The organism is Roseobacter cerffii, from assembly GCF_054226325.1.
This window is the reverse complement of record NZ_CM135757.1, coordinates 1,577,122-1,602,915: the sequence shown is the minus strand read 5'-3', so window position 1 is coordinate 1,602,915 and position 25,794 is coordinate 1,577,122. Positions and strand designations below refer to the sequence as shown.

Below are 25,794 nucleotides of genomic sequence, written 5' to 3'. Positions count from 1 at the left end.
GGAATGTTGCCACCGCAGGCAAGACGCATGAGCAGAGCGAACTGCTCGCCCGAGGACTCGCGGGCCGCAAGCCCCGTTGCCACGCCCCGAAAGGACCGGTCATGAGCCAAACAAACCCCCTGCCTGTCACACCCGCGCAGACCTTGGCCGGAAAGACCGCCATCGTCACCGGTGGTGGCCGCGACATCGGGCGCGCCTGCGCGCTGCGCCTCGCCGACGCAGGCGCCGCAGTGGCCATCAACTACCACAGCTCCTCGACAGGCGCCGACAGTGCAGTGGCCGAGATCGTCGCCAGCGGAGGGCGCGCCCTGGCGAAACAGGGCGATATGACCTCCGACGCGGATGTCTCCGACCTGGTTGATGAAACGGCGCAGGCCTTCGGCGGCACAATCGACGTGCTGGTCCATGTCACCGGCGGTCTCGTCGCCCGCAAGACCATGGCCGAGATGGATGTCGCGCATTGGAACCACGTGATGGATCTGAACGCCACGTCCTTCATGCGCATGGTCAAGGCGGTCTTGCCGCACATGTCGCAGGGCGGGTCGATTGTCGGGTTGGCAAGCCAGGCCGGACGTGACGGAGGCGGCCCCGGCGCCGTGGCCTATGCCGCCTCGAAAGGCGCGGTGATGACGATGACGCGCGGGCTCGCCAAGGAACTGGGCCCCACCATCCGCGTCAATTCCGTCTGCCCCGGCATGATCGACACCGATTTTCACAACACCTTCACCAAGGACGCGGTGCGCAGCCATGTGGCCAGCATCACCCCGCTCAAACGCGAAGGCAGCTCGGAAGACGTGGCCAATCTCGTGGCCTACCTGGCGTCAGACGACGCCGCCTTCATCACCGGAGCCAACATCGACATCAACGGAGGGCTCGTCTTTTCGTAAACGGCGCAAGCCAACTATTCGGGCCAAAGGCCCAATATCCAAGGGAGGAACCAACATGTACCAGAAATTTTCAACATCATTGATCGGGGCCGCGGCAGCGGTGTCGATGCTCTGCACCGCTGCGGTTGCCGCGGACTGGCGCGGGTGGAACATCCATGCCGACGGCTATCCGAACACCGTCGCGATGGACAAGTTCGCCGAGCTGCTCACCGAGAAAACCGGGGGCGAAATCTCGCTCCAGATGTTCCACGGCGGCACGCTGGGCAGCCAGCCCGACGCCATTGAACAGGTCCGCCTCGGCGGGTTGGAGATCGGCAACTTCAATCTCGGCCCAATCGGCCCGATTGCCGCCGAGGCCAACGTCGTCTCCCTGCCCTTCATCTTCAAGGACGTGCCGCACATGTTCCGCGTGCTCGAGGGCGCAGGCGGTGAGGCGATTGCCGCTGGCATGGCCGCAAAGGGGCTTGTGCCGCTGGCCTGGTATGACGCCGGTGCGCGGTCGTTCTACAATGGTGCCAAGCCGATCAACACGCCCGAGGACGTGACAGGCATGAAGGTGCGGGTCATGAACAATGACCTCTACTCCGGCATGATCGCCGAGCTGGGCGGCAACCCCTCGCCCATGGCCTTTGCCGAGGTTTACCAAGCGCTGAAAACCGGCGTTGTCGACGGCGCCGAGAACAACTGGCCGTCTTACGAGTCGACCGGGCATTTCGAAGTGGCGGGGTTCTACTCGCTCAGCCAGCACCTGATCATCCCCGAATGCATCTGCATCAACGCCGACGTCTATAATGGCCTGTCCGATGAGATGAAGGCGGCCGTGACCGAAGCGGCGGTGGAATCTGCAGCGCTGCAGCGCGATCTCTGGGCAGAACGCGAAGCCACCAGCCGCAAGATGGTTGAAGACGGCGGTGTGGTCGTGAATGAGATCGCCGACAAGGGCCCCTTCCAGGCTGCGATGGCGCCGGTTTACGAGGCCTATCTCGCTGGCAACCCCGACCTGCGCCCGCTGGTCGAGATGATCCAGTCCACCGAGTAAACGGTTCGCTACCGGATACGCCCGCTCATCCGACGCGGGCGTATCCAGAACATCAGGAGAGACCAGATGACCGAGTCGCAGGCCCCTCGCGAGGCGCCGCTATTGCTGTCCCGCATGGACACCCTGCTCGATGGCATCGCCGCGATCTGCCGGGTGATCACCGGGCTCTCACTGGTCATCCTCACCGTCATCTTCGGCTGGCTGGTCTTTGGCCGCTACGTGCTGAACGCGACGCCCACCTGGGTGGAACAGGCGGCGCTCCTGCTGGTCATGACCATCGCCTTTCTCGGCGCGGCGGTCGGCATCCATGAAAGCACGCATCTTTCGGTGACCGCCTTTCGCAGCATCGTGCCCACCTGGCTGCGCACCGGTTTTGTCGTCGTGACAGACCTGCTTCTGGCCGGGTTCGGGCTGCTTCTGCTCTGGCAAGGCACGAAACTGACGCTCTTTAAATGGGGCTCGATGATCCCCTTGATCCAGCTGCCAGAGGGTCTGCGCTCGTTGCCCCTCACCATCGGCGGGGCGCTGATCCTGCTCTTCACGCTCGGCCATCTGGTGCGCCTGATGACGGGCCATGACAGCCGCCGCGACTCCATAGGGTAGGATTTCACCATGGGGCTCTTCGTTCTTCTGGGCATGTTTGCCCTCTGCGTGATCATCGGGGTGCCGGTGGCCTTCGCGCTCGGCATCTCGGCGATGGCCGCCTTCTGGTTCGAAGGGCTGCCGCTGATGATCGGGGTCCAGCGGATCATCTCCGGCATCAACGTCTTTTCCCTGATGGCGATCCCCTTCTTCATCTTCGCGGGCGAGCTGATGTTCCACGGCGGGATCGCGGCGCGCCTCGTGCGCTTCGCCTCCGCCGCCGTTGGGGCCGTGCGCGGCGGGCTTGGCATCGTGAATGTCTTCTCCTCCATGCTGTTCGGCGGCATTTCCGGCTCCGCCGTGGCGGACATCTCGGCGCTCGGCTCAATCCTGATCCCGGTGATGAAGGAGAAAGGGTACGACGCGGATTACGCGGTGAACGTCACCGTGACCTCCTCCATCGCCGGCATCATCATCCCGCCCAGCCACAACATGATCATCTTCGCCATCGCGGCCGGTGGCGGCATTTCGATCTCCAAGCTGTTTCTAGCCGGTGTTCTGCCGGGCCTGCTGATGTGCCTCTGCCTCGCGGTCGCGGCCTACCTTGTCGCCGTCAAGCGCGGCTACAGCGCCGAGGTCTTCCCGGGCTGGAGCAGCCTCGCGCTCAGCTTCGTCGCAGCCATCCCGGGCCTCTTCACCGCCGTGATCATCGTGGGTGGCGTGCTCTCGGGTATCTTCACGGTCACCGAATCCGGTGCCTTCGGCGCGATCTACGCGTTCCTCGTGACCCTGCTGGTCTATCGCAGCATAACCTGGGCGAACTTCCGCGTCGCGGTCGCCCAATCGGTACGCACCACGGCGATGGTGATGATCCTGATCGCCTGCGCCGGGGCCTTCGCCTATATGCTCACCTTCTACCGCGTGCCGGACAAAACGGCAGCGCTGCTCACCGGGCTCACCGACAACCCGATCCTGATCCTGCTGATGATCAACGCGGTGCTGCTGATCCTCGGCATGATCATGGATATGGCGGCGCTGATCCTGATCTGCACGCCGATCTTCCTGCCGGTGGCGATCAGCCTGGGGATCGACCCGTTGCAGTTCGGCATGATTTTGATGGTGAACCTGGGCCTCGGTCTCTGCACCCCTCCCGTGGGGTCGTGCCTCTTCGTCGGCTGCGCCGTCGGCAAGCTGCCGATGGAGACCGCCGTACGGACCATCTGGCCGTTCTACCTTGCGATTTTCGCAGCGCTGATGATGATCACCTTCATCCCCGCGGTGTCGATGACCTTGCCGACACTGCTGAGCCCATAACGCCTAGAACCGCACGGAGACCTGCAGCGAAACCCTCGTGTCATCGACGTAGTCGTGCTTGAGAAGCGTTTCGCCACGCAGTCCGATCACGGTGTTGCTCCCGATCTGTGTCGCCACGCCCGCCCCCACTTCCAGATAGGTCCGATCCACCGGTGCGCCGAGAAAGCTGAAGCTGACAGGCTCGGCCCTCCCGTCCTCGACGAAATCCGCCGTTACGCGCTTTTGCCCATCGCCCAACTCCTGAACGTAGGCCACATCGACTGTGAAGACCGTCGCGCGCCCCGCCCGCACCCGCGCATCGAGCCCCAGACGCGCCTGGGCCGTGTTGATATGCTGCGCATCGAACTGCAGGGCGGTTCCGGTGGGCACGATGCCGCCTCCGACGGTGGTCGTGAAGATGGTTCTGCCATCCACGGCCCGTTCGCTCTCGGCATAAGACGGGACATGCGTGTGTTTGGCCGCAAACCCCACGTTTGGCGTGATCGTGGCGCGCCCGAACCGGTAACTGCGGTCAAGCCTGACGCCCGCCGTAATTGATCGGCTCTGCTTCTCCGCGCTCAGGCGGCCCGCGAAAATTTCAACGAAATCATCGCCACCGGTGTCGGTCTCGGAGGTATAGCAGGCCGAGGAGTCGTAGGCCTCCTCCTGCCACTCGAGTGTCGCGTAGTAGCTGAGGGTCGCACCGCTCCGAAGCCGGGTGTCGGCGAACACCGTTCCGGCAATGGCATCGCGGTCGATATCGCCCACCGGGTCCGTGCCACAAAGGTCGCGATAAGGCACGAAGGCCGGGGTGTCGTTGACAAAGGCGTTGTTGGCCACAAGGTCCGACCCGCTGCGCAACTCTCCCGAGATGCGGGAGAGGTCGAGCAGAAACCCGAAGCGCCTCGTCGGCGTCACCTGATGTATCGCGCCCACACGCAGCTCGATCCCGTCCGCCTCGAAAGGTGCCGAGAAATCCGTCTGATCAGCTTGCACATCGCGGTAGCCGACCTCGCTGAAGACCGTCCAGGCGTCGCCCCCGAAGGACAGGGCAATCTGCGGCAGATCAAAGGCTTCCGTACTCAAAAACGCACTGGCGCTCTCGGCAAAATTCAGCGTTGGAGGCGAGGTCGATGGGGTGGCCTGATCGAATGTGCCATCTTCGGAAAAGGTCTGCCGATCACGCTCAAGATCAGGTTGCGAGACCGTCCGGGTCGATCCCAACGATCCGATCCCCGCGCTCAGCACCGTCCCGCTGATGATGTTGGAGGGACCATCGCAATGCCGCGACAGGTTTGGCCCGATCACACCGGTGAACCCGCCGCCTGTCAGCTGCGACGGCAGATCAGCGAGAGCGCAGTTTGTGGACGGGTCAAACGGCGGAACCGGGTCGCTGCCGATCACAACGTCCGCCCCGTTGCCCCGCAGCGTGACCAGGTCGCGCACTGCCTCATCCCGCGTCGTGAAGACCCGAGCCGCAGGATCGCCCAATGCCTGTGACGCAAGACCCAAGCAGAGCGTGGCAGAGGCCACCCCCGACGGCCATCTCTGCCTCAACATGAGGCCGGATCAACCGGCGGGACGCTCAGATCGTAGGACCGCAAGAGCCGAAGGTCTGCCTCGTAGAGCGCCGCCTGGCCCGTCTCCGCCTGCCGTTTCTCAAGCAGGCGGATTGCCTTTTGCAGCGCCTCTTCTGCTTCGGGCATATATCCATGCGCCGCGAAATGCTGCGCCCGGGCAAAGGACAGCGCGGCCAGCTCTTCGGACAGAACCGCAGGCACCGCAGGCGCATCGCGCAAACCGAGCAGCGTGTCTTCGGCGGCTGTAAAGAGCGCGTCACTCGTCTCGAAAGATGCGCCCTGCAACGTGCCCACCCGCGCGCGTTTGAGCTGCGACAGCGCCAGATCGTGCTGCGCGACCACATCCGAGCCGCCTGACAACGCAAGCCGCTTCTCATGCAGGTCGGAGACCTGATCCAGAAGCGCCTGCGCACGGTCGAGCCGGTCTGTAACAGCGTCGGGCACGAGGCCCGCATGATCGGCAAGAAGCACGGCCTTGGCTTCGAGAACCACCGATAAGTCCCGCAGACGCCCGGTGTCATCGGGGTCGCGGGTCACGCGCCGGTCCTGGATGAGCACCGCCTCATCCAGCGCCTTCTCTGCCGTCGCCAGCGCCGTCAGCTTGTCGGAAAAAAGCGGCCGGCAGAGATGGCGCGTGGTGAAGGCGGCGCTGCGCTCCAGCGCAATGGCCAGGTTTGCCTGCCAGTCCATGCGCCCCGGATCGGCCTGGGTCATGTCGCGGGCCAGCGCAACCGCAGTTTGAAGCGCCGCGTGCTCGGCCTCGGGTGCACCACGGGCCGCATTCAGCGCATCCGCATGCCAGAGGTGCGCGAGATAAAAGACCGACGCATGTCGCAGGTCGCTGTCCGGCCCGGCGTAAAGCGCCGTGGCACGCTCCGCGGCTTCGGCCTGCGCGGTCAGCGAGGACTGCACATCGCCCAGCGCCCGCAACAGGGTGGCCTCCTGCGACAGCGCCGCCACCAACCGCACGTCATCTGCCGGGTCAGCGCCGGTCTCCGCCAGCGCCCGCCGCAGCGCAACGCCGGACTGTCGCGCCTCGAGCGCCGCATCATCCCGGCCCGCGCGGTAGAGGATATCGCCGTGTTCACAGAAGGCATCCGCCCTCTCCCGCGTCCAGAAGGGATCATCGTCGGCCCGCGCCTCCGTGAGCGCGAGGGCCGCGGCAGAGGTTTGTATCGCCGCCTGCGGGTCCCCTGCCCTGAGATGCTCGCGCGCCCATTCCTGCAACAATCCGATCCGCTCAAAGCTCAGCGCGCGCGGCGAGACATCGGGCAGCCACCCCAGACGCACACCCAGCGGCGGCGCCTCTGTCTCGATCTCATCCAACAGACGCTCCGCATCCTCCAGCAGGGTGCGGCGGCGTCCGACATCGCCCGAGACGTGCGAGAAATCCGCGAGCGACAGCGCCAGCCGCGCCTGGTTGAGCTTGATCATCGGCGCGCTGTTGGCCTCACTCAGCAGAGACGAGAGATCCGCATCTGCCTGATCAAACAGCTCCTCCAGCAGCGAGGCGGGCACCCCATGCCGGTTGCGATAGCCAATCGCCGCCTGCATTTGCCGCTGCGCGGTGTCGATGGCCAGCGTGAGCCGCGTGTTCGCGGCCTTGCTCTGTTGCCAGGAAGCCCAGCCACCGACACCGGCAGCGACCAGCAGGACCGCCATCGCCGAACCCACCGCACGCCAGACCCGCCGCTTGGTGCGTTCCGCCTCGCGGTGCCGTTGCTTGAGCTCATCGAGCGGCAGGCTGAGCATCCGGGCGATCACCTTCAGCATCGCCATCTCGAGCCCATCGCCGCCGCCACGCTCCGCACTGGGGCGCAGGTCCGGCGCGAAGGGCTCAACCACCTCCTCCGCCATGTGCTCAAAGAGCGCGGGCGGGAACGCACCGTTCGGCGCCGTCTCGGCATCAAAGGGGTCGGACCGCCCCTCGACGAGCACCGGAATGATGCAGGCCTCCCGCCCAAGCTGCCGGAAGGTCCGGATCTCTTCGTTCACCCAGCGCGATGCAGCCGAGGCCGGGCTGCACAGCACGATGAGGTACTGCGATGCACAGAGGGCGTCATGGAGCGCGCCCTGCAGGCTTTCATGCGCCGACAGATCCGTGCGGTCGCGAAACACCGGCCCAATCGACGCGCCAACTGGCCCCAGCGGCGACGGGCGTCCGCGCAGGTTCTTCGGAATGCGATACCGCTCGAGCGCGCGGTGGAAGGTTTCGCCGAGACTGCGATCTCGCGATGCGTAGCTGATAAACGCCGAAAACTTCAACTCAGACGGCATTGTGCAATCCATGCCGGGACCGGGAAAGACTTTGGTTAAATTATTTCAACCATAGCACGAAGGTGCCATCCCTGTCATGACCCGAGTGCCCGCACAGCACCGAATGGGGGCGCCGTTATCTTTCCAGGATCATGCGCCGCTCGCTCGGCGTGAGGTCACGGCCCGCGACCTGTCTGACCCGGCGCACCCAGCTCTCCGGCTTGAAATCGAGCAGGAACAACCCGCCATCTGAATCGTCCATCGCCAGTTCCGAGCCATCCGGCGAAAACGTCATCCCGATGCCGGCATCCGACGACCCGAGCGGCGGCACGGTCGCGATCTGCGCGCCGTCACTGGCGTCATAGAGCGTGAAGGTCCCCCCGTGATCCCCCTTCGCCGCGATGAAATACGCGCTGGGATCAATCGCAGCCCGCCACGTGGCCCCCACACCGCTGCCGCTGCCGTATTCCGCCAGCTTCTCGAAGCTCTCCGCGTCCCAGATCTCGAAGGCCTCACATCCTGCCACCAGCAGGCGCTGGCCGTTTTGGGTGAGGCGGACATCGGCGATCCGCAGCTTGGTCTCAAGCCTGCGGACGTGCTGAAACTGACCCTTGTCCGAGGCGAAGATGTCAACCGCAGATGCGCGTGGCACGGCCAACCGCCGGGTTGCCGCGCAATAGTCCAACCCACCGATATCGGCACCATCCTCCAACGTCAGCGCTTCCCAGTCCCCCAGCGGTCGCAAACCGCCCTGCGCGGCGTCAAAGATCGCAAAAGCCCCCTCCGGACTGCGTCCGATCAACCCACCATCGGCGCCGCGCGGGGCAACTGCGGGGTCGAAAGACACCCCCGGCACAGGGCGCGTGGCCGCCTTCAGCACCGCAACACGCCCATCCAGCAAGGCGCCGAACAGCTCTTTGCCCGCAAAGTGAATGGCGGCCAGGGGCGGCGCCTTGACGGCCTTGCCCCGGCGCTTGTTCCGGTCCCAAATGACCAGTTGCCCATCGTCGTTCAGCCGCGCGAGCCGCGCCATATCCGATTGATACGCCAGCTGACGCACGAGCGCGCGCGGTGTGCCAAAGACCTTCAGGTCCGGCGCAGCCAAATGCGTGGTCAGCGGATTGCGCTTGTCCTTGGACCAAAGCGCCGCCGAACCATCGGGCGCAAGCGACACATAACCGATGTTTCCTTGAGGCGGTCCGGGCTGGACACAGTCCACATACCAGCCATGTGCCGGCGGGCTGGCGCGCGCATGCACCGGCATGTATCGCGGAAGGTCCTTCTGCGTTGCGCGTTCAATGCCAATCTGGGCCTCTGTCGCAAAGGCAATCTCGTCGTCCTCGGGATGAACCGCAAAACACGCAGGCTGGTCCCGGTTGTGGAACCACGGCTGCGGCGCGTAATCGTGATAAGCCTGATGACACATCACGTCCCGTGCGCCCTTCTGCGTTCGAAAATACGCCCGCCGCTTGCTGAACGGCGCCGCGACGCCTGTATCTTCGCGCACAAAGCGGTTGCTGTGTGGGTCCAGAAGGGCACTGACATCGGGGCGGTTCTGCATAAGCTCCTCGGAACCCTGCTTGCCTGTCATCAAGACCCGGCGGTCTGCCATCCACCAGGCGCGCTCAATCAATTCGAAATGCGACCGCGCGCTATAGCTCTGGGTTCCGGTGGCAAGGTTCACCACCTTGATCTCGCCGCCTGACCACAAAAACACGTCGTCATGCGCCGGACTGGCGGCGAACCCCCGGGCACCCGATGCCGGCTCATAGCGATAGACCTCCGCCAGCGGCTGATCCGGCTGCACTGTCTCGGCGCGCAAAATCGTGCCGTCGCTGGTCAGGAGCATGAGGTCCTGCGCCCGGCCCACAAAGCCGATGTGGACAATCGCCCGTGCCGGTTCAATGGCCGGCGTATCGCCGATCAACTCTGGCGCACCCTCGAGCCGCCAGATGCGGAGCCGATCCCGATCAACGCCCTCAACATGCGCCAGATAGCGGCCATCGCCCGAAAATGCGGCGCCATCTCGCAACTGGTACTTCGCCCCGGGATGCGTGTAAGACCCCACAGGCGCCAGCATCTGCATCAGCCGAGGGTGGCTCATCGCGCGCTGGCACAGGGCGATCCGGGCCAAACGGCTTGGTGCCCGGGTCCAGGCCTCGATGGCCACCAGACCGGCCAGGTCATGCCGCTGGTCCGCCAGGATCTGGCTGCGGGCAGCCAAGGCCCGGGATTCCGCATCCTTGCGCAGGCGACGTTCCCGCTCCGCCCGCTCTTCAGCGGCGCGCAAGGCGGCCTCCTGTTCGGCGCGCTCGCGCTCTCCGGAGGTCATCACGAACTGGCGCACAAGCTCGCCGACTTCGGGCGCATCCTTGGGCGGCTGCAACACGAATTGCTCGGCCTCTTTCAAGATGGCCCCTGTCAGCAGTTCCTCGGCAAGCTGCGAACCGCTGTCCCAGGCCCGGGCGCGCTGCAGCAACCGTGTGTGATACCGGAGCCAGCGGGGTGCGACGCGAATACCGTCGGCCAGCCGCATCATATTCGCAGCCACCTCCGCCTGGGTGCGCATCGAGACATAGTTGAGCGCACGCATCCAGGGCGGCACGCGCGCGGTGTCATGCTCGCCCATCACCACGATGATCATCCGCTTCTTCTGCAGCCGGGCCTGCTCCATCTCCCACAGGCAGACGCGCGACGCGACACTGGCCGCCGTGAGCGCAAAGACCACCACATGTGCCGCGTCGATCATGCCCAACAACCGCGCGCGCCACGGCTCACCCGGTCGGATGTCTTCGACGTCGATCAGCACGTCAAAAGCGCTGGCTTCGAGCTCCGCAAGCAGCCTGTCCACTTGCGGGCGATCCCGCCGCGAGTAGGACAGAAAGATCGAAAGCGGAGTATCGGCAGGCATCTAGTGGTCCGGCACCCGGGGCTCAGCCCGCGCCGCCGCCCGCAGCCGGTACGGCAGGCGCTTTTGTCGCTGTCGCGGCAAGCCCCACAAAGGCGTTCGTATCGCCCTCAAGCACCGCGATGACCTCATCGACATAGGCCAGAGCCGCTGCCAGATCGCCCTCGGTGCCCGCTTTGGTCAAGCGCCCGCCATCGGCTGCAAGCGGGCTCAGCTGTTGCAATGTGCTCTCGTGCAGCGAGGCCCGCTCGCGGTCAAAGCTCATCTCGCGCCAGCTTTTGACCCCGGCCAACAACGCGGGTGACATCACGCCCAGAAAGGCGGCGAGCACGACGAGCGACGGGCTGCCAAGCGAGCCCAGTGAAGACGCGACCACGCCCAGGCCCAGCACAAGCGCGCCGACAATGGCGAGCCGCGACGACCGGCTGTCATGCGCCGATGTGGCCTTGCGCAGGTACGACATCTGCCCCTCCACGAAGGCGCCATAGACGTACGCCGCGGTCTGCGAGAAGGTCTCGCCACCCTGGTCGTGCGCGACTTCCAAGGCGGTGCGATAGAGCACGCCGCGGTCGGCTTCGGCCTTGGTCCGGTTGGCGATCCACTTCGTGGCAAAGCGCGCCTCATTGAGCAGATAGGCAAAGACCGCCGCCGCACCCAGGGCGAGCGCCTGTAGGACGCCAAGCGGCGTCCGATAGATCGCCGCGAGGCTCTGAAACTGTTCGATGAACCCCCTCGGTCCCGCGCTTTCGCCGCTGGATGTGGCGCTCGCCTCGAAACCAAGCAACAATAGCCCGCCCAGCAGCGCGGAGAGCGCGGTTGCGACGATGAAGGCACTCATGCACCGTCGATAGGCCGCCTGCGCCTGGCGCGCCTTTGCGGCGGCATGCTCGCGGCGCGCCTTGATTTCGCGATACTTCGGGTCCTGCTGAACGCTCTCCGGCAGAGCAGTCATGGCGCGCCCCTCCCCCTACAGGTGACCAGATCTGACGGTTCCCCGGATGATACCGCGCCCGCCGGGTCAGCTTGGCAAATTGGATCAGAGCTGTCCAGTTTGCCGCAACTCCCCGAGACCTTGCGCCACGATCCCTTGAGTTTTCGACCTCGACGCGCCCAAACTTATGGCGCTCAACCCCCATCTTCGCCGATACCCCGCGGGGCCTGAAAGCCGGTCCGGTTTCCCCGAGAACCCGCCCGAAAGCCCGCGGCAACCTCTTGTTTGAGCGGCAGAAATGCCCACATCAAACCAAGACCGAGGAGGATCAGACTGGGGAGGATATCAACCGGTGCGGAACATTCTTGTGGCAAGCGATTTGTCCGACCGATCGCGGCCCGCGGTGCGCCGCGGCGTGCAGCTGGCGGCGGAGACAGGCGCCAAACTCACCGTCTTGCACGTGGTCGATGCCGCCATGCCCGACGCCATGTCGAGCGCGGTCCAGGCGGACGCCACAAAGCTGCTGTCGCAAGAGGTCGCAGAGGACGCGGGCACGCGCGATGTCGCCCATGACATCAAGGTGGTGATCGGCGACACGGTCGAAGAGATCAACGACTGCGCCGACCAGATCGAGGCTGACCTGCTGATCGTCGGACTGCATCGCCGCCGGGTGTTTCTCGATCACATCAAGGAAACCACCATGGAGCATCTGATCCGCGCCAGCGCCCGCCCCGTCCTGCTGGTCGCCGGGGAGGCCAGCCAGCCCTATGCCCGCGTGCTGGGTGGCGTCGATCTCTCCGATGTTTGCGCCTCGGGCCTGCACAAGATCGAGATGATCGCCCCCGGGGCCGAGGTCACGCTGTTTCACGCTCATGAGGTGTCGTTCCGCAAGGAGGCTGAGCGGGATTATGCGACCTGGGAGGCGGTGTCGCACCTGCCCGAAGGCCTGCCGCAGCCGGTGTTCGTCGAAGCCAAGGCGCGGGATGCGCTCGACGAGGTGATGGAACAGGACGACTACGATCTGCTGGTGATCGGGGCCTATACGCGCTCCAACGCGGGCCGCTACATCCTTGGCGGGTTCTCGTCCGGCCTGATCCGCCAGCCCCCCTGCGACCTGCTCCTGGCCAAGTAGACCTTTGGTTTTGCCCCTCGATGCTAAGATACCGGCGGCACAGGGGCTTCATCCAGCACACTGAGGAAACTCTTGGTGATCCTGAGCCCCAGCTTGTGCTTGGGAATCACCAGACAGGTCGGAAACGTCCGGTCCAGCTCACGGATGGCGACCTCGGTCAGGCGCTGTTCGGTCACCGAGCTGGCCTCGAGGAAGATCCCCACGCCAATGCCCTGAAGGATCGCCTCCTTCATCACCGGAAACGTGGTCATCGTGACGACCCGCTTCGGCGTCAGACCTTCCGCATCCAGCGCCTGCGTTACGATCCGCTGCGTCAGCGAGCCCTTCTCTGGCAAAAGCAGCGTCTGCTCGACCACGTCATGCAATGACACCTCGTCTCGCGCCGCAAGCGGCGTGTCCGACCGCGCATAGAGCGCATAGCGCGCATCGACGATGGGCTGGATATAGAGATCGTCCTGCCGGGTGGGCTCGGTCACAATGGCAATGTCGACCAGCCGTTCACGCAAACGCTGCATCGCTGAGGCCCAGTCAAACAGCGTAAACTCGACCGAGATATTCGGATAGCGCGCAGTATAGCGCGCGATGAGCGACAGCGCCGGCTGCGGTGCATTGGCGATGATCGTGAGGTGCCCCCGATCCAGCGCCGCGTGCCCGCGCAGCCGCTCGGCGATCTGCTGGTCAAGTGCCGCATATTGGTCCGCCAGCTGAAACAGCTCCTGGCCGACCTGTGTCAGCGTGATCCCATCGCGTCGCCGGATCAGCACCTGGGCGCCCACCACCGCCTCCAGCTTGGCGATGTGCTGGCTTACGGCGGATTGCGACACACCCATCTGCCGGGCCGCACCCGAGATGGAGCCCTCGCGCACCACATGCGCAAGCGATTTGACCTGATACGCGTTGACAGCCATGCACCCTTCCCCGCTCCGGGCACTGTAGCGGTCATAAGTATCGCTAATATGACGTCACAGAATCGAGATTGTCATAGAGCATCCTGCCCCCATCACGTTGCGCGCGGGGGATGCGATGTCACAGATATCCCTGAAGGGGATTCACAAGAGCTTCGGCGACACACCGGTTCTGAACGGTGTCTCCCTCGATATCGAAGACGGGGAGTTCGTCACGCTTGTCGGCCCCTCCGGCTGCGGGAAGTCCACGCTCCTGCGCATCCTGTCGGGGCTGGAAAGCGCCGATGCGGGCCAGGTGTTGATCGAAGGCCAGGATGTCACCGCCGTCCGGCCCGCCGACCGCAACCTCGCAATGGTGTTTCAGAGCTACGCACTCTACCCACATCTCACCGTCGCCGAGAACATCATGACGCCGCTGCGCATGCGCGACGTGGGCGTGATCGGGCGCTTGCCGGTGATCGGCACGCTGACCGCGCGCGCAGCCTACAAACAGATGCGCGCGCAGGTCGAAGAGATCGCGGAGACGCTCAAGATCACCTCGCTGCTCGACCGCAAGCCGGGCCAACTCTCCGGCGGTCAGCGGCAGCGCGTGGCGCTCGGGCGCGCCATGGTGCGCCAGCCGGTCGCATTCCTGATGGACGAGCCGCTGTCCAATCTCGATGCCGCCCTGCGCGTGCACATGCGCGCCGAGTTGTCCGAGTTGCACCGGCGCCTGCGCGCCACCTTCGTCTATGTCACGCACGATCAGGCCGAGGCGCTGACCATGTCGGATCGCATGGCGGTGATGATGCACGGGCATATCCTGCAGGTCGGGCCGCCGGACGAGATCTATGCCAATCCGAACTCGCTCGAGGTCGCCCGTTTCATTGGCTCGCCCGCGATCAACACGCTGCCCGCTGAATTGCGCGGTGACGGGGCGCTGGAGGTTCTGGGGCACGGTGTGAAACGCATACAGGCCCAGACGCCACAGCCGGTCACAATCGGGCTGCGGCCCGAGCACGTCACGCTGGATGACACCGGCCCCTTCGCCGGTCGGGTGCAACACCGGGAAAACCTCGGCTCCGATGTGTACCTGCATCTGGCGGTTGAGGGGCTGTCCGGCCCGCTCGTCCTCCGCGCCGCACCAACGCAAGCCCAGGGTTGCCCGCTCGGGGCAACCGTTCGCTTCGCGTTCGACCCGTCACAGATGCTGCTTTTCGCCGCTGACGGCACACGGCTGCGTCTTCCCGCAGTGGCGCGAGAGGTCGCCTGATGCCGCAGAGCCGCGCATATCTGTGGTTCATCGGTCCCGCGCTTTTTCTGATGGCGGTGATCCTGTTGATCCCCATCCTGATCGCCGGTGGGCTCAGCCTGACGGACTACTCGCTCGGCAATTCCGGCGCCGCTTTTGTGGGGCTGGAGAACTACGAGCGGATCTTCACCCGCTCGACCTATGAAAAGATGTTCGGCGCCACCTTCCGCTATGTCTTTGTGGTGGTGCCGCTCACCGTCGGGCTGGGCCTGGGGGCCGCGCTGCTGATCCACTCGCTGGGCCGCTTCGGTGACCTCTACAAGACGATCTACTTCCTGCCGGTGATGGCGGCGCTGATCGCCATGGCCATCGTCTGGGAGTTTGCCTTCCACCCGACCATCGGGATCATCAACGCCACGCTGGAGCGCGGCTGTGGCACGGTGCTCGAACGCTGGGCGTGGTATGCGCAGGGCTGCGAACGCACCTTCCCGCTGTGGCTCAACGACCGCGATTACGCGATCTGGACTGTCAGCTTCATCGGCGTCTGGCAGGGCTTCGGCTTCAACATGGTGCTCTATCTCGCGGGCCTCACCTCGATCCCGCCCCAGCTCTACGACGCTGCTGAAATGGACGGCGCCAAGCGCGGCTGGGACCGCTTCCGCCTGGTCACCTGGCCGATGCTGGGGCCCACGACTGTCTTTGTCGTGACGATCAGCTTCATCCGCTCCTTTCAGGTCTTCGACATGGTCGAGGCCTTCTATCCGCAGGGCGGCGGGCCCTCGAAGAGTGTCTTCGTGATGATGTTCGCAATCTATGAAAAGGGCATCCAGCAGAACCTCATGGGCATCGGCGCGGCGATCACCATCGTCTTTCTCGCCTTCGTGATGCTGCTCACCCTGATCCAGCGCTGGCTGGTCGAGCGGAGGACGCATTATGCCTGAGACCTGCCAACACCGACGCGCGCACCGACGTAATACCGACGTTGCACCGACGTTATACCGACGTGGATTTTGGGCTCCGTTCAGCAGCCGAGAGGCCCGCCCATGACCCGCTTCTCGACGCAGGAAACCGTGAAGCACGCGGTCCTCATTCTGGGGGCGGTGATCGTCTTGCTGCCCTTCTACACGATGGTCAGCCTATCCCTGAAATCGCCCGCCGAGATCATGCAGCAGACCGGCGGTTTCCTGGGCAGTCAGGCCCCTTTCCGCGACGACTTCTGCGTCAAGCTCGGCAACGCGGTCGCGGACTGCATGGTCAACCCCATCGTCTACAACTACACCACCGCCTTTGAAAAAGCGCCTCTTGTCAGATACTTGCTCAACGGCGTGATCGTGACCCTCTCGATTTTCGTGATCCAGGTGCTCGTCGCCCTGCCCTGTGCCTATGCGCTGGCCAAGTTGCGGTTCTGGGGGCGCGAGGCGGTCTTTGGCCTCGTGCTCTTCTGCCTGCTGATCCCCGTGCACGCCATCGCCCTGCCGCTCTACGTGATGCTCGCCAAGCTGGGGCTGACCAACAGCTACGCCGCGCTGATCATCCCGTGGACCATCTCGGTTTTCGGGATTTTCCTTATGCGTCAGTTCTTTATGACCGTCCCGGACGATCTGATCGACGCCGCCCGCATGGACGGGATGTCGGAGTACGGCATCATCTGGCAGGTGATGCTGCCCACCGCCATCCCGGCACTGATGGCCTTCGGCATCTTCAGCGTCGTTGCCCATTGGAACGACTATTTCTGGCCCCGCATCGTCATCACGGGCAACCGCGAACTCTTCACCCCGCCCTTGGGCCTGCGCGAATTCAAGGGCGATGCAGACGGGGACAATTTCGGCCCCATGATGGCCACCGCCTGCATCATCGTAACCCCGCTGATCGTCTGCTTCCTGCTGGCGCAACGCCGCTTCATCGAAGGGATCACGCTGTCTGGAATGAAGTGAGGCGCACCCAGCGCCTCACCCCACCCATCCCGCGAGGGATTCATCACTGGGGCCTGCCAATCGCCAAACCGTCAGGCCCCGCAACAGGAGAGAGAGTAATGCAACGCACCCTGACTGCAATGGGAACCGCTCTGGGAACCCTGCTCGCAGCATCAACTGTTACAGCGGACGACAAGATCGTCGTCGAATTCGCCTATCCCTACAGCCACCTCTTTGATGTGACGTACGAGAAGATCCTGCCGAAATTCTACGAGCAGCATCCGAACATCGAGATCAAGATGCGCGCGACCTACGAGTCCTACGAGGATGGCACCAACACCATCCTGCGCGAGGCTGTGGCGGGCACCCTGCCTGATGTGACCATGCAGGGCCTGAACCGGCAGGCGATCCTGGTCGAGAAAGGCATCGCTAAGTCCTTGGAGCCCTTCATCTCGAAGGAGTCGGATTTTGCCAAGGACGGGTATCACAAGGCGATGCTCGACCTCGGCACGTTTGATGGCGATGTCTACGGACTGCCCTTCTCCATCTCGCTGCCCGTGGGCTACTACAACATGGAGGTGATGGCGAAGGCGGGGTACAACGAGACCAACCTCCCCACGACCTGGGAAGAGGTGGTTGAGGCCTGCGGAAAGCTGCGCGAGGCCGGTGTCGACAACCCGATGTTCTGGGGCTGGAACATCACCGGCAACTGGTTCCTGCAGGCCCTGATGTGGAGCCAGGACAAGGCCACCGTTGTGGGCACCGATTTCCAGTTGGACACGGATGAAGGCCTGACCGCGCTCAACACCATGAAGGACATCTTCTCGGGCTGCGACATGCAGAACCTCGAGTGGAAGGCGGCCCTTGCCTCCTTCTCTGCTGGGGATATCGGCATGATGTACTGGTCAACCTCGGCCGTGGGTGCCGTGGAACGCGCGATGGGTGATTTCACCCTGGTGACGCATGAATACCCGGGCATCGCGGCCTCTGGCCCCATGGGTCTGCCCGCCGGTGGCAACTCCGCCCTGCTTGTTTCGACCTCCGAAGACCCCGCAGAACTGGATGCCGCCTGGGCCTGGCTGAAGTTCATCACCTCCGGTGAAGGTGCTGCAGATGTCGCACGCACAACGGGGTACATGCCGCCAAACCAAGCTGCGAACGAGATCATCCTCGCGGATTTCTATGCTGAGAACCCGGCCAAGGCGACCGCCGTGCGGCAACTGCCTCTGCTGCGCGAATGGCAGGCCTATCCCGGGGACAACGGCCTTGCCGCCACGCAGGTGATCTATGATGGTCTCGAAGGCATCGTGACCGGTGAGTTCGATGACATGTCAGAACTGCAGGAAGAGTTGACCGAGGAAGTTCAGGACCTCCTCGACTGAGCCATTCCCAAAGATCCGGACCCCGGAAGGCATGGTCCTCCGGGGTCACACCTCAGGACATGACATGAAACTTCTCCACTTCACCGACATTCACCAAACCAGCCCCGGCGACACGATCGGCGGGCGTGACCCGAACGCCAATTTCGCCAAGGCGCTGGACCATGCGCTTGCGCTCCATGCGGACGCCGAAGCGCTTTTCATCACGGGCGATCTCTCCGACTGGGGCGATGCCGCCGACTACATCCGCCTGCGCGACCAGCTCGATGGCGTGCCGATGCCCGTGCATCTGTTGATCGGCAATCACGATGACAGGCCAACCTTCGCAGAGACCTTCCCGCGGCTGATCAATGACGAGGGGTTCGTGCAATATGCCGTGCCACTCTCGATTGGTACGGCGCTCTGCCTCGACACCTGGGGTCCGGACACGCACGCCGGGCACTTCTGCGACGCGCGGGCGGCCTGGCTTGGCCAGCAATTGCGGGCCCTGCCCGGCCCGATCTGGATTTTCATGCATCACAACCCGGTCCCGATTGAGATTGCTCCGATGGACAAGATCATGCTGCTGGACGCTGCACGCTTTGCCGCCACGATCGCGCCGCACGCAGGCAAGATCCGCCACATCTTCCATGGCCATTGCCACCTGCCACTGAGCGGGTCGTTGCACGGCATCCCGCTGTCAGCACCACGCGGCACCAACCATGCGGGCTGGCCTGATTTCAGCGCGACGCGTCTGCTCTCTTCCGCGGCGCTGCCCGAAGCCTATTCGGTGATCTTCTCGACAGAGACCACAACGCTGAGCCACATGGTAGAGTTTGGTTACGACGGTGATATCATTGGCGAAGGCACGCCCGACTACGCCGACTGGGACCGCACGACGATGGTGCGCTGACGGCCCTCCAAAACAGGGCAGTGGCGATATCTCAGCGCACGAGATAACCCCGGCAAATCTCCGGACATGAAGCGTCTGACCGGCACAGAAAGCGCATGACGCACAGCATACGCCGCTGTATCGTTACCGCATGGTTCTGATGTTCGACACCTTCGAACTGGATTTGTCGAAGCGCGAGCTTCGGCAAAACGGGGACCTCATTCCGCTTGAACCGAAGGCCTTTGACCTGATCGTCCTGCTGATCGAACATCGCGACAGAGTCGTCTCCAAAACCGAGTTGGTTGACCATCTCTGGCAGGGCCGCTTCATCTCTGATGCGAGCCTCTCGTCCGCCGTGAAATCCGCCCGGCGCGGTCTTGGCGATACCGGCAAGGCGCAGCATCTCATCAAGACAGTGCATGGCCGCGGTTTCCGATTTGTTGGGGACGTGACACCCACGACCAACGACCAGCCCGCGGCTTCCGCGCGACAGGAGCTCTCAACCGAGACCGCTGCCCCCTCTCACGGCACCGGGCGACCAGGTCTCGCCGTGCTGCGCTTTCTCAGCGTCGGCAAATCCCGGCAGGGTGACGCGCTGGCACAGGCCCTGCCCGCCGAGCTGATCGCAGGCCTGTCCCGCATGAAATGGCTGCATGTGATCGCGCGCGGCTCGTCCTTCCGGTTCGACCCGCAGGACTTCGACCCGCGCGATATCGCGACCCGCCTGAACGTGGGCTATATCATAACCGGCCTGATCGAACCCCTGGGGCGCAGACTGGCGGTGTCGCTTGAGGTTCAATCCACAGGCGACGGCACTCTGGTCTGGTCAGAACGGTTCACCTGCGATCAGAGCGAGATCCAGTTGATCCGCGAGGAGATCATCTCCGCCACAATCTCCGCGCTGGAAATCTCGATCCCCGAATTCGAAGCCATGCGGACCCGTGTCCTCTCGCCCGATCAATTCGACGCCTGGTCGTACTTTCACTTGGGTCTTACCCACGCCTTCCGGTTCAGCCCGCATGACAACACGCTCGCAGCCGAGCATTTCAGACGCGCGCTTAAGCTCGATCCACAGTTCGCGCGGGCGCACGCGGGCATGTCTTTCATGCATTGGCAAAATGCGTTCATGCGCATGGGTGATGCCAAACATGATCATCTGGAGATGGCCATGGCTGCGGCCAAGCAGGCGCTCGACATCAATCCGAACGACCCCTTTGGCAACTTCTGTATGGGCCGCGCGCTTTGGTATTCAGAGGATATGGCCGCGAGCGTGGCGTGGCTGGACCGTGGGCTGATGGTCAATCCCAACTATGCCCACTGCCACTATACCAAGGGCATGGTTCTCAACATGGGTGGCGACTACTCCGGCGCGCGAACCGCCACGCGTCAGGCGATGTCGCTCAGCCCGCTGGATCCACTGTACTATGGCATGCTGGCCAATCAGACGCTCAGCGAGATCGCGCAAGACAATCTCGAGGGCGCCATGGTCCTCGCCGAAAAGGCCGTGCATTCGCCAGGGTCCTACTACTACCCCGTCTTATGGGCGGCGATTGCCGCGGAACTCAGCGGACAGCGCACCACCATGGAGCGATGGCGCGACAAGGCTCTCGCCGAATGGCCCACCGCATCGGTCGATGCGATGTTGCAAACATTTCCGTTGAAAGACCCGGAGCTCACGCGGACGGTGACCGGCTCCCTTCGCCGCATGGGCATTCCGTGACGGTGTGCAACACGCGCCCCCTTCGGCGTCGGGCGGCCCCCGCGTGTCAATCGGCCCAGAAGCGTTACCAGCCTTCGTACGCACTCGGCGTCCGCAAATCCGCTGCATGTTCCGGATCGGCGTGGCCAATCGCGAGCGCATAGAGCGGCCACTCCTGATCCGCCGCGAGCCCGGCGGCACAGCACAGCCGATAGTCTTCGAAGCCGCCAACCGGACAGGACGCAAGACCAAGCGCACCTGTACCCAGCGCGAGGTTCTGCCCGACATGACCGCATTCCAGGAGCAGGAAGCGATAGGCCCGCTCGTGATAGCGCGCCGCCACGGCCTGGGGCTTTCCAGTCATTAAGATGATGGCAGGCGCCTGCGCCACCCATGGCTGATCGAGGAAGATGTGGCTCATATCCCGCGCCGCGGGCAGCGCTGCAATGGCCCTGAGCGACCGAGCGGATGTGTTATAGCGATAAATGGCCCCGGGCAGGTCGTCCATCGATTGAGCGATCACCAGAAGCTCAAGCGCGTAGAGGCCCGACGCAGACGGCACCGGGCGCGTCTCAAGCACCTGATGCATGGTGTCAACCTGCCCCAGATGGCCATAGGCGAGATGCAGCAGGTTCGACAACTCTGCCATCGTGAGTGCCGCCGCAGGATCGAACCTGCGACACGACAGCCGCGCCGAGATGCAGCTCGACAGAGACGCATCCGGCATGGCCGCGGGCTGGAGCGGTACCTCGGCAGAAGGCGCAGGGCGAAATGGCGTGTCAGCATGATCCCAGCTATGTCGACTGCTGGCACGATGAAACGCGGCCATCTTGGCCAGCGGCATATGACCATAGCGGAGATCAGAAGGGTCGCTCATGGGAACGGATGCGGCACCCGGTTCAGCCCCGCCTCCGAGGTTGGGGCCGATCTGAGCCCAACACGGACCGGTGTTTCGATCATCCGCCGCCCGCCCAACTGTGGCCAGAACGCGTCAAAATTCATCGGGTAGGCCCCCGGCACCACGCATTTGACGGTGAAAAGGCCAAGATCAGCGAGCGCGGGCATAGTCAGATCGACCACCGTCGGCACGAGGCCTGCGGAGCTGATGGCCCCGACAATCACCTCGCAGCTCTGCCCTGGCGGAGGCTGGTCTTGCACGTCCGGCTCGAGCGGCAGCGGCGGCGCCGCGCTATGCCACCAGAAATCAACTTGAGCGCGCATATCCTTGCGAGCATAGAGCAGACCATGCGCTGTCTCCTCGCGGATTTGGCTCGGGTCCGCGTCTGCGGGCGGCTGTGTCGTGGCCAACGTGTGGGTCACGTTCAACCAGTTCGCGGTGAGCTCGGTCAGCGCTTTCTCGCACGCATGCCACGGCGACATGGCCGCAGCCGCTGAGACCACAAGCGCGGGATGACCAGCCTGATCTGAACGCGCCATGGCAATCGCCGTGGGCGCACCGAGATCAAGCTGGATGATGCCAACGCGGACCTCAATCCCGGCTTCCGAGAAACGGTTGCGCAGATCTGCGAGCGGGCCGCCGTCGTTTAGCTCAGCATGCTGCAATGGCAGGCGATTGGCCCATGCGATCATGAAGCTGTCACGCTCGACCACTTCCAGCAGGGCGGACAGCAGCGCGCTCTCGCGGCTGGCCCCCGCCGCAAAGCCGCTGAGCAGCGGATAGTCGGTCACCGCCTCCTCGGTGGGCGGGGTGAAGGGGACGAAGACGTGCGAGGCAGGCACAAGCACCGGGCTCTTGCGGGCCAGATCGGTGCCCCAGACCCAGTGCCGTCTGTCCCCGCGGCTGGGCGCGGCATAGGGGAACCCGTCGCGGCGGCGGTCGCGAGGCAGGAAGAGGTCGAATGTCAGCGGATCAAGCGCGTGTTCTCCCAGCTCATCCCAGCTCCCGGTAGTCAGATGCCCGGGCCAGACTTCGCTGGCCGTGGCCCGCTCGATCGCTTCGCCCAATGCAGCCGCGCGCGAGGTCTCCGGGTCGCGCTCATTGCCACCGCAGTCGAGCGTGGCAAAGCCGTTGCGGGCCCAGCCGGGATCAGCCAGCGTCGCAATCGTGTGGCAGATTGTCGGCACCCCGGGGGGCTGATCTAGCGGCTCAACAGTTTTGATGGGCCCTGTCACCGCGTCCACAAGTTGGTGTTCCAGACGAAGGATGCGCCCTTGGTCTGGACGCGCCTCGGGACTAACTCGAAAGCGGTCAGGCTCCCGGAACGGCATGAATGGAGCATGGTCCGCGCAGACGGGGCAGGCAACCGTGCGCAGAATGGCATGATCGGTCTGTCCGCCATTGCTCCAGAGAAACGACAGTCGGTTCGTGAACCGCTCCATCGTGCCCGACCAATCCGCCAGCAGCGTATCAACAAGTGGCACCATCTGCTGGCAGAGCGCATCCGTCATCGGCCAAGCGGCATCTAGTGCCGAACTGCCCGTCACCACTGCCATGCGGGTGTCGGCACAACAGACGCAGGCACTCGCAGGAGCGCTGCGGGTGAGCGGGCCAATCTGCGCCACATCACCCATCAAGAGGATGGGCAGCAACGGGCAACCTTGACGCATAGCCCGGTCGGCGCAGGCCAAAACAGCCGCGCGATCAACCACCTCATGCACCGTGACGAGGCCCGCGAACCCCTCCAGCCTCTCCGGACAGTCATCCATCCCCTGATGGCGTTTGCCCCGCGCCGTCAGGGCAACGGACAGCCTGTGCGCAAATGCTCCGGCGCCGATAAGAAGCAGCGGCAGGGCGGTCGTCTCCGATTGGTCCGACATCTTCAATCGTTGGTTCATGGTCCGGCTCATCTCAGTAAATCGGAAAACACGGGGGCGGCTGATCGCCGCCCCGCGCAATGTCGTACCGGTTAGGCGGACTTACGAGGAGCCGCCATAGCCATAGTCATACCAGCCAGCATAAGGGTTCGCGTAGTCGTAGGCCGAACCATCGTAGCCTGACCCGTCGCCATATCCCGACCAGTCATAGGCCGACCAATCGTAGCCCGACCAGTCACCGGATGCGCTATTGTAGCCCGCCCAAGCGCTGTCGGAGTAATCGTCGTCATACTCCGTTGGCTGAGAGCCGGCCCGCGCTGCGTCGCTGCTCTGGCCAGGGTTGGCAAAGAAGCAAGGCGGCGGAGGGGGCGGCAGACAGGGCCGACACGGGAAGCACGGCGGTGGCGGAGGCGGCGGAGGCAGGCACGGCCGACACGGGAAACACGGCGGCGGCGGTGGCAAGCATGGCCGACACGGCGGTGGTGGGGGTGGCAGGCAGGGCTGACACGGTGGCGGCGGCAGACACGGGCCACACGGTGGGCACGGCGGGGGCGTGAAGGTTGGGCTTGCGCCAGCTCCCGACGCTGATCCGCCCGCCGCCTCAGCCGCACTTGCTGTTGCTTCCTGCCCGGCGCCACGTCTTATGCATGGACCACAGGGCGGACAGGCCACACAGGGCGGAGGCGGCGGTAAGCACGCCACGCAGGGCGGCGGCGGCAAGCAGGGCCGACACGGCGGAGGTGGCAGACAGGGCCGACAGGGTGGCGGCGGGGGCGGAATGATACAGGGCCTGCAGGGCGGCGGTGGAATGATGCAGGGAATGCAGGGCCTGATGCAGGGCAACGGCGTCAGCCGCGGCGGACAGGCCCGGTTGATCGCCTTCTCCGCATCGATCAGACCAGCGCCGTAGCTGTTGTTGGGCACCGGATCACCAGGATTGTCGCGCAGCGGTTCGGCGGTCTGGCGGATGATGTCTGCAATCTGATCTGCCGTCAGGCTCGATTTGCAGCACTTCATCAGCGCGGCGAGGCCAGCGACATGCGGGGTCGCCATCGAGGTGCCGTTCTTCGAGCTGTAGGTGTCATCCCAGTCGGTCGACCGGATGCCCACGCCGGGTGCGACAACGTCGATATGCGCGCCGCGCGCCGAGAATGACGCGCGCTGCTTGGCCTGATTGACGGCACCGACCGAAAGAACATTCGGATAGGCCGCCGGGTAACTCGGCGCGCCGGGGTTGGTATTCTCGTGGTTGCCCATGGCGGCCACGACCAACACCCCTTGTGAGACGGCATAGGCGACAGCGTCCTGTTCGACAAAGGTGCTCGACAGCGACCCAAGGCTCAGGTTCAGGATGTCCGCCCCATTATCAACCGCCCAGCGGATGCCCGCCGCCACGTCGGCTGAAGAGCCTGTGCCCCGGACATCAAGCGGATTGCTGTTGTTCACGATCCGCGTCAGCACCTTCACCGGCATGAGCTTCACCTGCCAGCAGACGCCGACAACCCCTGTGCCATTGTTCCCCACGGCACCGATTGTGCCCGCGACGTGGGTTCCGTGGCCGACCTCATCCTGCGGGATGCTGTCCCGCCCAACGTTGTCACCTTCGAAATGGAAGCCCGGCGGCGGGGTGGCACCCGGCAGATCGACCATGTCGCGGCCTGGCACGAGGTTCGGCACAAGATCAGGGTGGTTCAGATCGACCCCCGTATCGAGCACCGCCACCACGACGTTGCTGCAGCCGGTCGTACGGTCCCAAGCCGCAGGCGCGTTGATCGCCTGCATCCCCCAAAGCTGTCCGAAATCAGGATCGTTCGGGGTCGCGGTGCCAAAGCGGTAGTATTCTGCCGAAGCATCGGTGACGCCTGCCGCCTTCTTCAGGTCCTTGGCCACCTGCTCGGGATCATCCGCGCTGTCATAGCGCACCCGCATCGTAGCGACGAGATCGCCAGCCACCTCGGCGGTCGCGGCATTGGACAGCGTGCTGGTCGGGATCGGCCCGTGCAAGCGGTTGATCGTGCGCGCCTTGCACTTCTTGAGCACCTTGTCGATGGTGTCGACCCCAAGCTCACAAGGGGCATCGGCGGTCATGCCGCGCATCGGCCCGGTCGGAACCGCCGCTGTCATCTGTCGCTGTGCGGTCTGGGTGAGCTTGATGATCACTTGGCCCGGAATGGCCTGTGGGCCGTCCGGTAGATCGTCGTAATCTGCCATAGCAAATACTCCTTCACGAGGCGGCCAAAATAAGCCGCGAGGATGGAACGCGGTTTGGCGCCCGCGTTCTGGTTTCAATTTCACATGTCAGGGCCGGATAGGCCGCGGGCGATAAAAAAGACCCGCCAAATGCAAGTTACTGACTAAATGTCCAACTATCTTCTTCTGCACTCCGGACGGCTGGCATGCCATTCAGGGTTTG

The 25,794-nt window shown here is 64.2% G+C and carries 19 protein-coding genes; 11 read left to right on the top strand and 8 right to left on the bottom strand.

The window, feature by feature from the left end; translation table 11 throughout:
* Positions 1–101: 101 nt before the first annotated feature.
* From ACVC7O_RS07835 to ACVC7O_RS07820, 4 genes are all read left to right on the top strand, one after another.
* The gene (locus ACVC7O_RS07835) at positions 102–887 is read left to right on the top strand and encodes an SDR family NAD(P)-dependent oxidoreductase (protein WP_458325526.1); all 786 of its coding nucleotides are present in this window, start codon (positions 102–104) and stop codon (positions 885–887) included.
* A 106-nt stretch (positions 888–993) separates the two neighbouring features.
* Positions 994–1,926, top strand: a complete 933-nt coding sequence (locus tag ACVC7O_RS07830; protein WP_458326056.1) for a TRAP transporter substrate-binding protein — start codon at positions 994–996, stop codon at positions 1,924–1,926.
* 66 nt (positions 1,927–1,992) lie between these two features.
* Positions 1,993–2,529 (top strand): TRAP transporter small permease, encoded by a 537-nt coding sequence (locus tag ACVC7O_RS07825; RefSeq protein ID WP_458325525.1) that lies wholly within the window; start codon positions 1,993–1,995, stop codon positions 2,527–2,529.
* Positions 2,530–2,538: 9 nt separating this feature from the next.
* Positions 2,539–3,822 carry a TRAP transporter large permease gene (locus ACVC7O_RS07820; RefSeq protein ID WP_458325524.1) on the top strand — a complete coding sequence of 428 codons (1,284 nt, stop codon included), beginning with the start codon at positions 2,539–2,541 and terminating at the stop codon, positions 3,820–3,822.
* Positions 3,823–3,825: 3 nt separating this feature from the next.
* Here the strand turns inward: ACVC7O_RS07820 and ACVC7O_RS07815 are convergent, their stop codons facing one another.
* The 4 genes from ACVC7O_RS07815 to ACVC7O_RS07800 all read right to left on the bottom strand — a co-directional run bounded on the left by ACVC7O_RS07815 (position 3,826) and on the right by ACVC7O_RS07800 (position 11,497).
* Positions 3,826–5,334, bottom strand: coding sequence for an autotransporter outer membrane beta-barrel domain-containing protein (locus ACVC7O_RS07815; RefSeq protein WP_458325523.1), 1,509 nt, complete (start codon positions 5,332–5,334; stop codon positions 3,826–3,828).
* Between the two features lie 20 nt (positions 5,335–5,354).
* Entirely contained in the window at positions 5,355–7,658 is a 2,304-nt protein-coding gene (locus ACVC7O_RS07810) for a TIR domain-containing protein (RefSeq protein ID WP_458325522.1), read from the bottom strand.
* Positions 7,659–7,773: 115 nt separating this feature from the next.
* Positions 7,774–10,548, bottom strand: a complete 2,775-nt coding sequence (locus tag ACVC7O_RS07805) for a toll/interleukin-1 receptor domain-containing protein (protein WP_458325521.1) — start codon at positions 10,546–10,548, stop codon at positions 7,774–7,776.
* Positions 10,549–10,570: 22 nt separating this feature from the next.
* Positions 10,571–11,497, bottom strand: coding sequence for a hypothetical protein (locus ACVC7O_RS07800; RefSeq protein ID WP_458325520.1), 927 nt, complete (start codon positions 11,495–11,497; stop codon positions 10,571–10,573).
* Positions 11,498–11,828: 331 nt separating this feature from the next.
* Here ACVC7O_RS07800 and ACVC7O_RS07795 point away from each other — a divergent pair, with 331 nt between their 5' ends.
* The gene (locus ACVC7O_RS07795; RefSeq protein WP_458325519.1) at positions 11,829–12,608 is read left to right on the top strand and encodes a universal stress protein; all 780 of its coding nucleotides are present in this window, start codon (positions 11,829–11,831) and stop codon (positions 12,606–12,608) included.
* Between the two features lie 23 nt (positions 12,609–12,631).
* On the opposite strand, the gene ACVC7O_RS07790 is transcribed toward ACVC7O_RS07795, so the two are convergent.
* A complete protein-coding gene (locus ACVC7O_RS07790) occupies positions 12,632–13,516 on the bottom strand; it encodes a LysR family transcriptional regulator (protein WP_458325518.1) in 885 nt (294 codons plus the stop codon).
* Positions 13,517–13,631: 115 nt separating this feature from the next.
* Between ACVC7O_RS07790 and ACVC7O_RS07785 the strand changes: the two genes are divergently transcribed.
* From ACVC7O_RS07785 to ACVC7O_RS07760, 6 genes are all read left to right on the top strand, one after another.
* Positions 13,632–14,765: an ABC transporter ATP-binding protein gene (locus ACVC7O_RS07785; protein WP_458325517.1), complete on the top strand. Its 1,134-nt coding sequence runs from the start codon at positions 13,632–13,634 to the stop codon at positions 14,763–14,765.
* Positions 14,765–15,685, top strand: coding sequence for a carbohydrate ABC transporter permease (locus ACVC7O_RS07780; protein ID WP_458325516.1), 921 nt, complete (start codon positions 14,765–14,767; stop codon positions 15,683–15,685). The genes ACVC7O_RS07785 and ACVC7O_RS07780 overlap by 1 nt, the downstream gene beginning before the upstream one ends.
* Before the next feature lie 102 nt (positions 15,686–15,787).
* On the top strand, positions 15,788–16,678 hold the full coding sequence (locus tag ACVC7O_RS07775; RefSeq protein WP_458325515.1) for a carbohydrate ABC transporter permease: 891 nt from the start codon (positions 15,788–15,790) through the stop codon (positions 16,676–16,678).
* A 98-nt stretch (positions 16,679–16,776) separates the two neighbouring features.
* On the top strand, positions 16,777–18,039 hold the full coding sequence (locus tag ACVC7O_RS07770) for an extracellular solute-binding protein (RefSeq protein ID WP_458325514.1): 1,263 nt from the start codon (positions 16,777–16,779) through the stop codon (positions 18,037–18,039).
* Between the two features lie 64 nt (positions 18,040–18,103).
* Positions 18,104–18,928: a metallophosphoesterase gene (locus ACVC7O_RS07765; protein WP_458325513.1), complete on the top strand. Its 825-nt coding sequence runs from the start codon at positions 18,104–18,106 to the stop codon at positions 18,926–18,928.
* Positions 18,929–19,067: 139 nt separating this feature from the next.
* Positions 19,068–20,627, top strand: a complete 1,560-nt coding sequence (locus ACVC7O_RS07760) for a winged helix-turn-helix domain-containing tetratricopeptide repeat protein (protein WP_458325512.1) — start codon at positions 19,068–19,070, stop codon at positions 20,625–20,627.
* Positions 20,628–20,691: 64 nt separating this feature from the next.
* Here ACVC7O_RS07760 and ACVC7O_RS07755 read toward each other — a convergent pair whose 3' ends face one another.
* From ACVC7O_RS07755 to ACVC7O_RS07745, 3 genes are all read right to left on the bottom strand, one after another.
* Positions 20,692–21,483 (bottom strand): SagB/ThcOx family dehydrogenase, encoded by a 792-nt coding sequence (locus ACVC7O_RS07755; protein ID WP_458325511.1) that lies wholly within the window; start codon positions 21,481–21,483, stop codon positions 20,692–20,694.
* Positions 21,480–23,402 carry a YcaO-like family protein gene (locus ACVC7O_RS07750; protein ID WP_458325510.1) on the bottom strand — a complete coding sequence of 641 codons (1,923 nt, stop codon included), beginning with the start codon at positions 23,400–23,402 and terminating at the stop codon, positions 21,480–21,482. Before ACVC7O_RS07750 ends, ACVC7O_RS07755 begins: the two co-directional genes overlap by 4 nt.
* Before the next feature lie 81 nt (positions 23,403–23,483).
* A complete protein-coding gene (locus tag ACVC7O_RS07745; RefSeq protein ID WP_458325509.1) occupies positions 23,484–25,592 on the bottom strand; it encodes a S8 family peptidase in 2,109 nt (702 codons plus the stop codon).
* Positions 25,593–25,794 lie beyond the last annotated feature (202 nt).

Bases quoted from the DNA above. Each gene is read 5' to 3' on its own strand.
- ACVC7O_RS07835 (WP_458325526.1), top strand. From the start codon at position 102: ATGAGCCAAACAAACCCCCTGCCTGTCACACCCGCGCAGACCTTGGCC.
- ACVC7O_RS07830 (WP_458326056.1), top strand. From the start codon at position 994: ATGCTCTGCACCGCTGCGGTTGCCGCGGACTGGCGCGGGTGGAACATC.
- ACVC7O_RS07825 (WP_458325525.1), top strand. From the start codon at position 1,993: ATGACCGAGTCGCAGGCCCCTCGCGAGGCGCCGCTATTGCTGTCCCGC.
- ACVC7O_RS07820 (WP_458325524.1), top strand. From the start codon at position 2,539: ATGGGGCTCTTCGTTCTTCTGGGCATGTTTGCCCTCTGCGTGATCATC.
- ACVC7O_RS07810 (WP_458325522.1), bottom strand. From the start codon at position 7,658: ATGCCGTCTGAGTTGAAGTTTTCGGCGTTTATCAGCTACGCATCGCGA.
- ACVC7O_RS07805 (WP_458325521.1), bottom strand. From the start codon at position 10,548: ATGCCTGCCGATACTCCGCTTTCGATCTTTCTGTCCTACTCGCGGCGG.
- ACVC7O_RS07800 (WP_458325520.1), bottom strand. From the start codon at position 11,497: ATGACTGCTCTGCCGGAGAGCGTTCAGCAGGACCCGAAGTATCGCGAA.
- ACVC7O_RS07790 (WP_458325518.1), bottom strand. From the start codon at position 13,516: ATGGCTGTCAACGCGTATCAGGTCAAATCGCTTGCGCATGTGGTGCGC.
- ACVC7O_RS07785 (WP_458325517.1), top strand. From the start codon at position 13,632: ATGTCACAGATATCCCTGAAGGGGATTCACAAGAGCTTCGGCGACACA.
- ACVC7O_RS07780 (WP_458325516.1), top strand. From the start codon at position 14,765: ATGCCGCAGAGCCGCGCATATCTGTGGTTCATCGGTCCCGCGCTTTTT.
- ACVC7O_RS07775 (WP_458325515.1), top strand. From the start codon at position 15,788: ATGACCCGCTTCTCGACGCAGGAAACCGTGAAGCACGCGGTCCTCATT.
- ACVC7O_RS07770 (WP_458325514.1), top strand. From the start codon at position 16,777: ATGCAACGCACCCTGACTGCAATGGGAACCGCTCTGGGAACCCTGCTC.
- ACVC7O_RS07765 (WP_458325513.1), top strand. From the start codon at position 18,104: ATGAAACTTCTCCACTTCACCGACATTCACCAAACCAGCCCCGGCGAC.
- ACVC7O_RS07760 (WP_458325512.1), top strand. From the start codon at position 19,068: ATGTTCGACACCTTCGAACTGGATTTGTCGAAGCGCGAGCTTCGGCAA.
- ACVC7O_RS07755 (WP_458325511.1), bottom strand. From the start codon at position 21,483: ATGAGCGACCCTTCTGATCTCCGCTATGGTCATATGCCGCTGGCCAAG.
- ACVC7O_RS07750 (WP_458325510.1), bottom strand. From the start codon at position 23,402: ATGAACCAACGATTGAAGATGTCGGACCAATCGGAGACGACCGCCCTG.
- ACVC7O_RS07745 (WP_458325509.1), bottom strand. From the start codon at position 25,592: ATGGCAGATTACGACGATCTACCGGACGGCCCACAGGCCATTCCGGGC.